The 12,754-nt window shown below is 39.5% G+C and carries 11 protein-coding genes and 1 pseudogene; 1 reads left to right on the top strand and 11 read right to left on the bottom strand.

Annotated elements, in window-relative coordinates; all coding sequences use genetic code 11:
• Positions 1 to 12 precede the first annotated feature (12 nt).
• The 11 genes and pseudogenes from JCM9157_RS01780 to JCM9157_RS01730 form a co-directional block, all read right to left on the bottom strand.
• A pseudogene (locus tag JCM9157_RS01780) lies at positions 13 to 1,784 on the bottom strand (acyl-CoA dehydrogenase FadE).
• Complete coding sequence (locus JCM9157_RS01775; RefSeq protein WP_235714776.1) at positions 1,738 to 2,514, bottom strand: 2-phosphosulfolactate phosphatase; 777 nt, start codon at positions 2,512 to 2,514, stop codon at positions 1,738 to 1,740. The pseudogene JCM9157_RS01780 and the gene JCM9157_RS01775 overlap by 47 nt, the downstream one beginning before the upstream one ends.
• A 29-nt stretch (positions 2,515 to 2,543) precedes the next feature.
• The gene (locus JCM9157_RS01770; RefSeq protein WP_035661453.1) at positions 2,544 to 3,605 is read right to left on the bottom strand and encodes a phosphotransferase family protein; all 1,062 of its coding nucleotides are present in this window, start codon (positions 3,603 to 3,605) and stop codon (positions 2,544 to 2,546) included.
• Positions 3,606 to 3,615: 10 nt separating this feature from the next.
• Positions 3,616 to 4,392 carry an enoyl-CoA hydratase gene (locus tag JCM9157_RS01765; protein WP_035661451.1) on the bottom strand — a complete coding sequence of 259 codons (777 nt, stop codon included), beginning with the start codon at positions 4,390 to 4,392 and terminating at the stop codon, positions 3,616 to 3,618.
• Positions 4,389 to 5,270 carry a 3-hydroxyacyl-CoA dehydrogenase family protein gene (locus JCM9157_RS01760; protein WP_035661449.1) on the bottom strand — a complete coding sequence of 294 codons (882 nt, stop codon included), beginning with the start codon at positions 5,268 to 5,270 and terminating at the stop codon, positions 4,389 to 4,391. Before JCM9157_RS01760 ends, JCM9157_RS01765 begins: the two co-directional genes overlap by 4 nt.
• A gap of 71 nt (positions 5,271 to 5,341) precedes the next feature.
• A complete protein-coding gene (locus tag JCM9157_RS01755) occupies positions 5,342 to 5,905 on the bottom strand; it encodes a TetR/AcrR family transcriptional regulator (RefSeq protein ID WP_035661446.1) in 564 nt (187 codons plus the stop codon).
• Positions 5,906 to 6,004: 99 nt separating this feature from the next.
• The gene (locus JCM9157_RS01750) at positions 6,005 to 6,745 is read right to left on the bottom strand and encodes an SDR family NAD(P)-dependent oxidoreductase (protein ID WP_035661444.1); all 741 of its coding nucleotides are present in this window, start codon (positions 6,743 to 6,745) and stop codon (positions 6,005 to 6,007) included.
• A gap of 11 nt (positions 6,746 to 6,756) precedes the next feature.
• Entirely contained in the window at positions 6,757 to 7,932 is a 1,176-nt protein-coding gene (locus JCM9157_RS01745; protein WP_035661441.1) for a thiolase family protein, read from the bottom strand.
• Positions 7,933 to 7,945: 13 nt separating this feature from the next.
• A complete protein-coding gene (locus JCM9157_RS01740; RefSeq protein WP_035661438.1) occupies positions 7,946 to 8,719 on the bottom strand; it encodes an SDR family oxidoreductase in 774 nt (257 codons plus the stop codon).
• A 13-nt stretch (positions 8,720 to 8,732) separates the two neighbouring features.
• A complete protein-coding gene (locus JCM9157_RS01735) occupies positions 8,733 to 10,379 on the bottom strand; it encodes a long-chain-fatty-acid--CoA ligase (RefSeq protein WP_035661435.1) in 1,647 nt (548 codons plus the stop codon).
• A gap of 25 nt (positions 10,380 to 10,404) precedes the next feature.
• A complete protein-coding gene (locus JCM9157_RS01730; protein WP_035661434.1) occupies positions 10,405 to 11,616 on the bottom strand; it encodes an acyl-CoA dehydrogenase in 1,212 nt (403 codons plus the stop codon).
• A 187-nt stretch (positions 11,617 to 11,803) separates the two neighbouring features.
• Between JCM9157_RS01730 and JCM9157_RS01725 the strand changes: the two genes are divergently transcribed.
• Positions 11,804 to 12,742 (top strand): Na/Pi symporter, encoded by a 939-nt coding sequence (locus tag JCM9157_RS01725; RefSeq protein ID WP_035661432.1) that lies wholly within the window; start codon positions 11,804 to 11,806, stop codon positions 12,740 to 12,742.
• Positions 12,743 to 12,754 lie beyond the last annotated feature (12 nt).

The following is a 12,754-nucleotide window of genomic DNA, read 5'->3' as shown; positions in this document are numbered from 1 at the left end:
CTTATTTTCCTCCTATGAACAAATGTACTGACCAGATTCATTGACCGCTTGAGCAATTAATCGTAGACGCGTTGTTCGATTCGAGAATACTAGTTTTTGAGAATAAAGTGCTAGCAATTGTCTTAGGCCGTCTACCTCAGTTGATGAATCAAAACTAGATAATAATAGATCTATTCTCATTTTTACAATGGAGAGACTTTTTTCAACAACGGTTGTCGCTAAAAGATTCGGTATAGCCTCCTCACCTAGTTCATTTGTTTTAACAGCTCTTAAAACAGCTGATTCTGCTGCAAATAACTCAATTGCTATATCAGCAAGCTTCATCAATACTTCCTGTTCTTGTTCAAGATCCATCCCGTACTCCTTGAAAGCTAAACCAGAGAGTGCAAGATACATGTTGCGAATCCACTCTAGCGCTTCTTGCTCTTTCTCAAGATGGCTATATTCTTTTACTTCAGTTGGATTGGCTTGTAACTTAGCAACAGCTTCCGCAATAGCCTTTTGGATTGGCAACTCTCCTTTTGCTCCTTTTTTTAGAAATGTACCAGGAATTAATAAACGGTTGATTTCGTTTGTCCCTTCAAAAATACGATTAATTCTTGAATCTCTGTATGCTTGTTCTATTGGATACTCCTTAATAAATCCAGCTCCACCGTGAAGCTGTAAGGATTCATCAACAACAAAATCCAACGTCTCGGAACCATAAACCTTACAAATGGCACACTCTAACGCGTACTCCATCATTCTTTTCCCTACAACAGAAAAGTCTGATGTATCATTCAGATCACCGAGAGCATCCTCAAGAAGCGCAGCTGTTCTGTATTGTACTGATTCAGCCGCATAAATTCGAGCAGCCATCTCTGCCACTTTTTCTTTCGTTGCACCAACTCACTTATTCTTTTTTTGAATTGTTTCCGTTCGTTTGTATGTTGGACAGCAAGCTTTAATGATCCTTTTGCTCCTCCCATACAAGCAGCTCCTAAATTAAACCGTCCGAGATTCAGTACATTTAGAGCGATCACATGACCTTTGCCAATGATTCCAAGTACGTTTTCTACAGGGACCTGACAATCTTCTAAAATAACGCTACGAGTAGAAGATCCTGTAATCCCCATTTTCTTCTCCTCAGGTCCAAGACTTAACCCAGGAAAATCTTTTTCAACGATAAAAGCTGTAAACTTCAAACCATCAACCTTGGCATAAACAATAAACGTGTCAGAAAATACAGCATTTGTAATATACAATTTTGTGCCATTTAGAACATAATGACTGCCAGCTTCATTTAAAACAGCTGTTGTTTTAGCTGCTAATGCATCTGATCCTGATGCTGGTTCAGTTAAACAATAAGCTCCTAAAAATTCTCCTGATGCTAGTTTCGGTAAGTATTTCTTTTTCTGTTCTTCCGAGCCAAAATAAGTAATTGGCAAAGTTGCTATACATGTATGATTGGATTGAGCCACCCCATAACTACTCGATTGCCCAACCATCTCTCCGACAATTCCTTTACTAACCTTATCTAAACCTAAACCACCATAGTGTTCAGGGATACTATGTGCAAGCAAACCTAATTCTCCTGCTTTTTTTAAAAGTGCGACTGTTACATCAAAATGTTGTGACTCGATTAACTCCCGCTTTGGAAGCACCTCTTTTTCAATGAACTGTCTTGCCGTTTGTCCGATCATCAATTGTTCCTCACTTAGATCTTCTGGGGTGAAAATCTCCTCCACTTTGCTCGCTTTAACGAGAAAAGAACCACCCTTCATTTCTTTTTTCAGTTGTTCCATCTTTGTTTTCCTCCTTCCACTTTATATAGCCGTTATTGTAAATAGGGACACGATCATCACAATTTTCATTTGCGACATACTCTATATCTGATTTGCAATTATGTTCTAGTAAAAATTGACCTACAGCTGAATCAGCAAGCACTTTGTAAGCATCTTTTTGAGAATGTTGGTAAAAGAGAGCAGAAGCCTTGGCTCCATCAGTGAATTCAGCTTCTGGTCGTAATTGTTCTAAACAACTAACAAGATAGCCCGCTCCGTAAAAATCTTCTAAACAAAATTGTCCACTTGATCCTGAGCATACGATGATAATATGTTGATCTGGCTTTAGTGCTCCAATCGCTTCTTTTACGACCGCTTTCCCGTTTCTAAGTGTAGCGGCATATAATTTTCCTGCTTTTTCGGATCTTCTTAACGCTACAGTCCCATTCGTCGTGGCTAAGATCGCGGTCTTCCCTTTAACATAACGGGTAAGTAGTGTCGGATTCGGGGCAATAAACCCATCTAGCACTCTTCCATTTTTCTCTCCAATTAAAATAAATTCATCTGGATGATAACGAGTCGAAAGTTTCAATGCCTCGCTCTCATCTTCAACTGGAATCACCTTACTAGCACCACCTTCTAGTGCAGCAGCTATTGTTGTTGTTGCTAACAGTACATCTAAAACAATAACAACGTGACCAGCTAGCTTCTCTGGGACAATATCTTCTTTCTTCATTAAAACTTGGATCATCACCGTACACGCCTCCTTTAAGGAGCTTTTTAACTTAATTTGGTAGCTGCTGTTTGACGCGCATGACCGATTAATGCGGCTACTGTTTGATTTAACCGTGCAAAGCGCGGATCCTGCGTTTGCCCTTTATGAAAACGATAATAAATTTGCTGAGCTATTACAGCTAGTTTGAAATAGGCAAAGGTAATGTAGTAATGAAGATCTGAAATGTCGCGACCGCTTTTTTTAGCATAGCGCTCTGCCCATTCAGCTCTCGTAAAAAATCCTGGTAACACCGTAACAGGCGGCTTTCCAAACCCTTGTTTAAGTTCAATAGGATCGTTGTGTTCAATCCAATAACTGAGGGCAACACCAACATCTGCAAGTGGATCACCTACAGTTGCCATCTCCCAATCAAATAAACCTACCATGTTCCAATTATCGCTTGAGAACATGGTGTTATTTAATTTGTAGTCGTAGTGAATCACAGTCGCTTTCTGTGACAGAGGTTGATGTTTAACAAGCCAATTAGTTAAATCTGTAACGCCTGGAAGATCACTTGTCTTTGAACGCTCATAACGGTTAATCCAACCACCTACTTGTCGTTCGAGAAATCCATTTGGCTTTGCAAGCTTAATGAGTTCAGTTTCTTGATAATCAATTTGATGTAGATGAACTAGTTGATCTACCATTTGTTCAGAAATGCGTCGACCAAGCTCAGCTGTTGGCATTATTGAATCCGGAAACTCTGTATCTAGCACAATTCCTTTTTTCCTCTCCATTAAGAAGAAAGGGCTTCCAATAATAGATTCCTCCGAACAATAACAAAAAGGTTTAGGGACTGGAGGAAAATAAGGATGCAAAGAGGACATAACAGCAGACTCTCGCTTCATATCATGAGCCTTAGGAGCTACTGGGCCAAGTGGTGGACGTCTTAGAACAGCCTCCCAATCGCCAATCTTTAGTAAGTAAGTTAAGTTAGAGTGTCCTGTTGGAAATTGACTGATGATCAAATCTCCCTCTGGTATCTCTTTTATTAATGATCTAATATACAATTCAAGTTCTTTCTTAGGTAATTCTTCACCAGGTCGAACATCAATGGTCTCTTTCATATTAACCTCCTTACTTGTGCTTAAATAAAGGCTTGCGCTTCTCAATAAAAGCCTGAACTCCCTCTCTTATATCTTCTGTTTGAAAGACTTCCGAAAACAAGTTTGCTTCAAGCTCTATCGCCGCTTGTATATCTAGATCTAGCCCTTCATTTACAGCACGTTTTATGCGAGATAAAGCTGGGAGTGAATAGCGCTTTATTTTTGTCGCTATAACTAATGCTTTTTCCATTCCTTGACCTTCTGGTACGACATGATTGACAAGTCCAATTCTTTCAGCTGTTTCTGCTTGAATTGGTTCGCCTGTAAACATGAGTTCTTTTGCTCTCGCATCACCAATTAGCCTCGGTAATCGTTGCGTTCCTCCTCCACCTGGAAAGAGACCTAACTTAATTTCAGGTAATCCAATTTGGGCATGAGCTTCGGCAATTCGAATATCACAAGTTAACGCTAGCTCACACCCACCACCAAACGTTAATCCATTTAAGACAGCGATTGTAGGCTTGGCACAAAAATCAATTTGATTCAAAACAGCATGCGTTTCCATTATTGGTTCTTTCATATTGGGATGATCCATCAGCTGAGGAAACTCCTTGATATCAGCTCCCGCCATAAAAGCAGTTTGACCTGCTCCAGTTAAGATAATCACAACCGTTTCACTATCTTCTTCTAGTGATTGAAAAGCTTCTTGTAACCCTGTAGTCACCTGATGATTCATGACATTTAAAGGAGGATTGTTAATTGTGACAGTGGCAATTCCGCCTTCTTTCGTTATCTCAACAACGCTCATGACTTCACCTCATGCTTCCCGTAGTCATACCAACCTTTTCCTGTTTTTCTACCAAGAGTTCCAGCTTTAACCTTTTCTTCAATACATGCTGCTGGTAAATCAGCAGGATCTTGCGTTTCCGCGTAACGTTGTTGATTAACAAAATAGGCAACATCAATGCCTGATAAGTCCATCAATGCAAATGGACCAATAGGATGGTTAAGGGCTTTTTTACAAATTAAATCTATGTCTTCAAAACTAGCGTATCCTTCTTCATATAAGGAAACTGCTTCCTTAGTTAACGCTCCGAGAATTCGATTAGCAATAAAACCAGAGATTTCTTTCTGTAAAAGGACGGCTGTCCGGTTCATTTGTCGACATACTTCCATCGTAATTTCCGCCGTTTCTTCAGATGTATGTTCACTTTTAACAACCTCGACACAGTCCATAACTAGTGGTGGAAAGAAGAAATGCATGTTACACACTTTGTCAGGGCGCTTTGTCACTTCGGCAATTTTAGAATTGACGATTGTCGATGAATTAGTGGCTAAAATAGCATGTTGTGGAGCCAGTTCATCAAGCTTTTCAAATAACTCTCGTTTTGCATCTAATTTTTCAACGATGGCTTCAATGATAAAATCAGCATTTGAAACGGCCTCTACTAAATGTGTCGTAAAATGAAGTCTAGTAAATGCTTGTTGCAGCTTTTCTTCTGTGATTTTCCCTTTTTTTACCCACTTTCCAAGTTGAAACTCAAGGCTTTGTTTCGCTTTTTGAAGAGAGCTCTCCTCTATATCTTGTATAGTAGTTTCATAGCCTCCAAGTGCAGCGAGCATGGCAATTTGGTGCCCCATTGAGCCCGCTCCTATTACAGCAATGTTTGAAATCGTTTTCGTCATTCGTACCCCTCCTAATTTAAATACTAACCAGTTAGTATGTTTTAGAGAAAGCGAATCCCCTGCCAGGATTCTTATGTTGATTTGAGCCCATTTAACATAAAATCAATATAAATGGTGGATACAGCTTTTTCATCTAATTTCCCTTTAGGATCAAACCAATGATAACTCCAGTTTACGGCTCCTAAAATAGCTAGAGATACAATTTCTACATTTAAGTCTTGACGAAATTCACCTGAATCAATGCCTTCCTGTATCGCTTGATTCATATTTTTCCTAAACTGATCTCGTTTGTGAAAAATATCATCTAAATGTTCTTCATTAAGATGCTGCATTTCTCTAAAAAACACTCTTGCACTTTGCCCATGCCCTTCGATATGCTTCATAATCATATAAACAATATCATAGAGCTTTTGCTCTGAGCTATTTTTAGTTTCTAATATTTCTTTTTGGCTTTGTAATAAGTCATCAATATAACGAAGGTGAATCTCCATCAGGAGTTCTTCCTTGCTTTTGAAGTAATAATAAAACGTCCCCTTCGTCACTCCAAGCGACTCAACGATGTCCTGAATGGATGTTTCAGTGAATCCATTCTGACCAAACATCCCGATGCTAACTTCAATAATTTTTTCTTTCATGCTGTCCGCCTCACAATCCCTCTTTAAATCATCCGTTCTAGTATACCATAAATTGATAGGTTAATTTTAAGTAGACGGATGTGTGAGTACATCTAAATCTTAGTAAGTTAAACCGCCCCCATCAACCATTAACGTTGTACCCGTAATATAAGAAGCTTCTTCAGATACTAAGAAACGAATTGCGTTGGCTACTTCTGTTGGAGTTCCTACTCTCCGTAACGCATTAGCTCGGCTAAGCACTTCCCATTTCTGTTCTTGCTCTTTCCAGCCATCAACGATCGGAGTATCAATTACTCCAGGCGCTACTGCATTTACTCGGATATTGTGCTTTCCATATTCGAGCGCTGCATTTTTTGTTAATGTAATGACCCCTGCCTTTGAAGCATTATAAGCAGACATTAACTTTTTACCTTTAAAGCCTAGTAGACTAGAAACATTCACAATTGCTCCCCCGCCACTTTCTTCTATAAGTGGAATAGCGTATTTCATTCCTAGAAATACTCCTGTTAAATTAATATCAATCACTTTTTGCCATTCAAGCACAGGTAAATCTGTTAGTTTTATCTCTCTATTGCCAACTCCAGCGTTATTAATTAACACATGTAATTGACCGTATTGTTTTTTCACTTCTTCAACAGTCTGTTTCACGGCTTCTTCTACACTAACATCACAATGTTGAAAAGAAGCTTTAATTCCGTCTTTATGCAACTGCTCAACTAGGTTGTGACCTTTTTCATTCACATCTGCAATTACAATCTCCATTCCATCAGCAGCTAACCTACGAACAGTAGCCAGACCAATTCCACTACTTCCACCTGTTACAAGCGCTACTTTAGGCATTCCATGACCTCCTATGACTCCCTTTCTAGCAGAGCTGCAATTCCTTGACCTCCACCAATACAAGCTGTAATTAAAGCAAATTTTCCTTCTCTTCTTGCTAGTTCATAAATTGCCTTTGTCATTAATATTGCACCAGTAGCTCCTAAGGGGTGTCCATGTGCAATAGCCCCGCCGTTTACGTTTAACTTCTCAGGATCAAAATCAAGCTCACGATTTACCGCTAATGTTTGCGCAGCAAAAGCTTCATTGCACTCTATTAAGTCAATCTCATTTAGATTTATTTTTGATTTCTCTAATAACTCTCTTACAGCTGGAACTGGACCTATCCCCATAATGTTAGGATCTACCCCTCTAACACTAAATTGCCTTACTACAGCTAAAGGTTTTAAGCCAAGTTGCTCAGCTTTTTCACGAGACATGACCACAAGTGCGGCTGCCCCGTCGTTTAAACCAGAACTATTCCCAGCTGTTACAGTGCCATTTTTAAGAAAGGCTGGTGATAGTTTTGCTAAACCTTCTTTTGTTGTTTGAGGTCTTGGATGTTCATCTTCCTTAAAAACAACCGGATCACCTTTACGAACAGGTATTTCCACTGGTACAATCTGTTTTGCAAAATAGCCATTTTTCATTGCTTTTGCCATTCGTTGCTGACTAATGAATGCAAATTCGTCTTGCTCTTCTCTAGTAATCTGATATTTTTCTGCCAAAGCTTCAGCTGTTATTCCCATAGGCGGGTTTCCAATGTGAGAAGGTGATAGTTTTGCTGGCCTAATGTTTGGTGGTGTAGAAGCATAAGCAATTGTTGGTCTATCCATTAGATAAGGAGCTCTACTCAAGCTCTCAGTTCCACCTGCTAGATAAACATCACCGACTCCAGCTTGAATCGCTTGTGCAGCTAGGAGAACTGAATTAATACCTGATCCGCATTGTCGATCAATTGTAAGTCCAGGTGTAGCAAATGGAAACCCTGCTTCTAAAGCACTGAGCCTTGCTATATTTCCTCCACCACTGGATACATTTCCTAAAATAACATCATTTAATTCACTCGCTGAAAGGTTGATTCTGTTAAGAGCTTCTTTAAGGACAACAGCTGTAAATTGTTCAGCCTCTAGTGTTGCTAATGCTCCTCCTTGTCTAGCAATTGCGGTTCTGACCGCACTAACGATAACAGCATCACGGTTTGCCATCTCATCTACTCCTTTACATTGCGTGCATTCCACCATCTACAATTAATGTATCTCCTGTTACATAATCAGACGCTCTTGAAGCTAAAAATAACGCAGCCCCTTGTAAATCCTTTTCTCCACCAAGCCGACCCAGGGGTGTTCGCTCTTTAATAAATTTCTCACCGTGTGCAATTAACCCTTTTGACATCTTCGTTGGAAAAAAGCCTGGTGCTATCGCATTAACATGTATACCATGCTTCCCCCACTTTGATGCCAAATCTTTCGTAAAGGTAATGACTGCTCCCTTGCTCGTGTTGTAACCAATTGTATCCATAAATCTTGGATCTACTCCACCAAGTCCTGCGACAGAAGCAATATTTATAATTTTACCTCGCCCATTTTTAATCATTTCGGTTCCTACTGCTTTAGACATGAGGAAGGTCCCTGTGACATTTACATTTAAAACTTTATTCCATGCCTCAAGTGGCATGTCAACGGCTGGTGCTCCCCAAGTTGCTCCACTATTGTTAACTAAAATATCTATCTTTCCAAACGTTTCTATTGTTTGTTCCACTACTGCTTTTACTTGATCTTCGTTTGAAACATCACACTGAATGGCAATCGCCTTAACCCCTTTTTCCTGCAACTCTTCACACACCTCGACACAGGCCTCGAGTTTTCTAGAACAAAGGACGAGGTTAGCCTTTGCATCCGCAAAGGCATGAGCTATTTGCCTACCTAACCCCCGACCGCCTCCTGTAACAATGGCGGTTTTTCCTGTTAAATCAAACAAAGATAATGCATTCATTTATATCCACTCCTTAAGATGAAGCATTGCTTTTTTTAAGTCGATCCATTTCTTCGTCTCTCAATTTACGTTTCAGCAATTTCCCTACTGCTGATTTAGGTAATTCATCACGAAATTCAATTTCTTTTGGAACTTTATAGGCAGCTAAATGCTTCTGACAAAACGCAATTATATCCTCTCTGTTCAACAGCGCATCTTGCTTTGGTGTAATATAAGCTTTAACCGTTTCACCACGGTATTCATCAGGAACTCCAAGTACAATAACTTCTTGCACTCCTGAATACTGATAGATAACTTCCTCAATTTCACGAGGGTAGATGTTAAATCCGCTCGCAATAATCATGTCTTTTTTTCGGTCAACGATATAAAAATAGCCATCCTCATCCATTTTTGCTAGATCTCCTGTAAACAACCAACCATCACGTAATGTTTTTTGAGTTTCTTCTGGCTTTCTCCAATATCCCTTCATCACTTGAGGACCTTGGATAATTAATTCACCAACCTCACCGACTGCCACTTCTTCAATTCCTGTGTCGGTCTCTCTTACTACTTTTGCATTCGTACTAGGCAATGGTATCCCGATACTACCTGCTTTCCTTTCTCTAAATGAAGGGTTGAAATGCGTCACTGGACACGCTTCAGATAACCCAAAACCTTCACAAATTTGCTTTCCAGTCCCTCTTTCAAATGCTTCAAGCGCTTCAACTGGTAGTGAAGAACCACCACTAATGAAGTTGCTAATTTGATCAAGACCAAATGTTTCATATTGACCTACTTGATTGAAGCCAACATACATCGTTGGGACTCCCGCAAATTGGAACGGCTTTTCTTTTGAAATGATTTCTAATACTTCTTTCATCTCAAATCTTGGAATAAGGATTTGATTTCCTCCATGGCTAACCGCTAAGAAGTTACAGCAAGTTAAGCTGAAAATATGAAAGAGAGGCAAAACATTAACAATACTTGCATTTTCAGGTTTATTTTCAAGCGTTCTGAACATGAAATCATACGTTTGCTCGATATTTGAAATAAAATTGTGGTGAGTGAGCATAACACCTTTAGATACTCCAGTTGTTCCACCTGTGTATTGTAAAACAGCAATATCTTCCTTTGGCTCAAGAACTACTTGTGGTGCTGGTTGTTTCATAGTTTGTAAGAAGGTTTCAAAGCGAATATCTCCCGCGTCTAGTTCAATCTCTGTATCTGGCTTCAATGCGACGACGATTGCTTTTTTAGTCGGTACATTTTTTCGAACGGCTTTGAATATTGGATATAAATCAGACAAGATCACAATATGAGAGGCTTCTGAATCCAAAAGTAGATACTCTAGTTCACGAGCTACATACATCGGATTTACTTGAACAACAATTCCACCCGTACGTAACGTCCCAAAAATGGAGAACAAATATTGGGGGCAGTTGGGCAACATAATGGCGAGTCGATCTCCTTTTTGAAAATCGTCAGCGTGTAAGGCACCGGCAAACACTTCACTCATCTGCTTTAATTCTTTGTAATTCCATGTACGCCCATAAAATGTAATAGCCGTATTGTCTCCATGTTTTGAAACCGTTTCATCTAATAGATCATTTAGTGATTTTGCTTCTATATTAGCGTGCTCCTTCACTCGTTCATCGTATAAGGATAGCCAACGTTTTTCCATCTTACATTCCTCCTCAAAATATGAATTATCTAGTGAAATAGGGCTTTAATTCTTGCTTTGCTATCGCTTCTAGATGCACTTCATCTGGACCATCGGCAATTCTTAACGTTCTGATCCCAGCAAACATGGCTGCTAACGGAACATCTTCACTTACGCCAGCTGCTCCAAATGCTTGAATCGCACGATCAATGACTTTTAGAGCCATATTAGGTGCTATTACTTTAATCATTGCTATTTCCTTTTTGGCCACTTTATTTCCTACCGTATCCATCATTGAAGCTGCCTTTAAAGTCAACAATCTCGCTTGTTCAATCTCGATTCTTGACTGCGCAATCCATTCTCTTACCACACCCTGCTCGGCGAGCGTTTTTCCAAATGCCACTCGACTTACAACACGTGTGCACATTAACTCAAGCGCCCGCTCTGCTGCACCAATTGTTCTCATACAATGATGAATGCGTCCGGGTCCTAATCGCCCTTGTGCAATCTCAAATCCTCTTCCCTCTCCTAATAAGAGATTCGATGCTGGCACTCTTACATCGTCAAACTCAATTTCCGCATGTCCATGAGGGGCATCATCATACCCGAAAACCGGAAGCATACGTTTAATCTTTACACCTGGTGTTTTGGTAGGAACTAAAATCATGGATTGCTGTTTGTGACGTTCTGCTGTAGGATCAGTTTTTCCCATTACGATTAATATTTCACACCTAGGATCTCCTGCACCTGAGGACCACCATTTTGTACCGTTAATAACATATTCATCGCCTTCTTTTATAATCGAAATTTCAACATTGGTTGCATCCGAAGAAGCGACATCTGGCTCAGTCATTGAAAAAGCAGAACGGATTTCCCCGTTTAGTAATGGAGTTAGCCATTTGTCCTTTTGCTCTTTTGTACCATAACGGACTAACACTTCCATATTTCCTGTATCAGGAGCATTACAATTAAACACTTCAGGAGCTATTGCTGATCTCCCCATAATTTCACAGAGCGGTGCATATTCAACGTTTGTTAGACCGGCACCTTCCTTTGCATCTGGTAAAAAGAGATTCCATAACCCAGCTTGTTTCGCTTTCTCTTTCATCTCCTCCATTACTGGCGGAATGTAAGAAAAACGATTTGTTGAATCTAATTGCTCTTCATAACGTTTTTCATTCGGATAGACAACTTCATCCATAAACGACTGCAAATCATTTTGTAAGCGTTTAACTTTATCACTATAAGAAAAGTTCAAATTGTCCTCCCCTTCCATTTATACATACTAACCAGTTGGTATGTAATACCCATAAAAATGAATAGCAATTCATATTGTTTCTCTTTCACTATACAATAAACATTCTGATTATTCAATTACTATTTTATTCGATTTTTTGTCATGCTTGTTCAGTTTTGTCCATAGATTGATTAGTGAGGTGATCATAGTGATCAAAGAATTATTTTCCTTGTTAGCTGTATTTATTGCTTTATTCTTATTTGGAATGGTTGTTATGAGAGCTGGACTCTTTCAACTCGGACAAGCGCGCTTTCAAGAAATTCTTTTTAAGCTTACAAATTCGGCTTGGAAAGGAATGATTGTTGGGGCTGTTGCTACAGCCATTTTACAGAGTAGTTCCGCAATTATTATCATGACAGTTGGACTCGTAGCCACTAGACTGCTTTCCTTTCGCCATTCTATAGGTATTATTTTAGGAGCCAATATTGGTACAACCATGACAACAGAACTACTTGCACTAGATTTATCGTTATTTATAGTACCACTGTTAATCATCGGTTTACTGGCTCTACTCCTACCTAATTCAAAAGCTTACTCAATAGGATGCTTGTCTTTTGGCTTAGCTTGTATTTTCATTGCGATGGATGGCTTAGAAACATTAGCCTATCCCCTAGCTTCTATTCCAGCAGTACACTCATTTTTTGATTTAACCAATGATCATCATTTACTTGGTATTGGGATTGGAACAGTTTTAACAGCTATTATACAATCAAGTACAGCAACGACGGCCATTGCGATGGGGTTTATGTCAGACCAAGTATTAACCTTGCAGGCCGGGATCGCTATTATGTTAGGAGCTAATATCGGAACTTGTGTGACTGCTTATCTGGCAAGTATCGGCTCTGGCCGAAGTGCCAAATTAGTTGCTTATGCTAATATCTGGTTAAATGTTATTGGGGTTTTAATCTTTATTCCTTTAATCGGGTTACTTAGTGATTTCGCAATGAGTTTAACGTCAGCTCCTATGATGCAACTTGCCCATTCAAGTTTGATTTTCAATGTAATCTGCTCGATTCTCATGCTCCCACTTGTTACATATTTCGCCACATTTGTTGAATGGTTTCACAGAGACAAATTACAAAATTAAGCAAAAAGGGGA

It is taken from the genome of Halalkalibacter akibai JCM 9157 (genome assembly GCF_000513135.1).
In the GTDB taxonomy this organism is placed as follows: domain Bacteria; phylum Bacillota; class Bacilli; order Bacillales; family Bacillaceae_D; genus Halalkalibacter; species Halalkalibacter akibai.
Note: the sequence above shows the minus strand (reverse complement) of the source record. Positions and strands in the feature narration are given on the sequence as shown.

Coding starts and splice junctions, on each gene's coding strand:
- JCM9157_RS01775 (WP_235714776.1), bottom strand. CDS start 2,514: ATGATCCAAGTTTTAATGAAGAAAGAAGATATTGTCCCAGAGAAGCTA.
- JCM9157_RS01770 (WP_035661453.1), bottom strand. CDS start 3,605: ATGAAAGAGACCATTGATGTTCGACCTGGTGAAGAATTACCTAAGAAA.
- JCM9157_RS01765 (WP_035661451.1), bottom strand. CDS start 4,392: ATGAGCGTTGTTGAGATAACGAAAGAAGGCGGAATTGCCACTGTCACA.
- JCM9157_RS01760 (WP_035661449.1), bottom strand. CDS start 5,270: ATGACGAAAACGATTTCAAACATTGCTGTAATAGGAGCGGGCTCAATG.
- JCM9157_RS01755 (WP_035661446.1), bottom strand. CDS start 5,905: ATGAAAGAAAAAATTATTGAAGTTAGCATCGGGATGTTTGGTCAGAAT.
- JCM9157_RS01750 (WP_035661444.1), bottom strand. CDS start 6,745: ATGCCTAAAGTAGCGCTTGTAACAGGTGGAAGTAGTGGAATTGGTCTG.
- JCM9157_RS01745 (WP_035661441.1), bottom strand. CDS start 7,932: ATGGCAAACCGTGATGCTGTTATCGTTAGTGCGGTCAGAACCGCAATT.
- JCM9157_RS01740 (WP_035661438.1), bottom strand. CDS start 8,719: ATGAATGCATTATCTTTGTTTGATTTAACAGGAAAAACCGCCATTGTT.
- JCM9157_RS01735 (WP_035661435.1), bottom strand. CDS start 10,379: ATGGAAAAACGTTGGCTATCCTTATACGATGAACGAGTGAAGGAGCAC.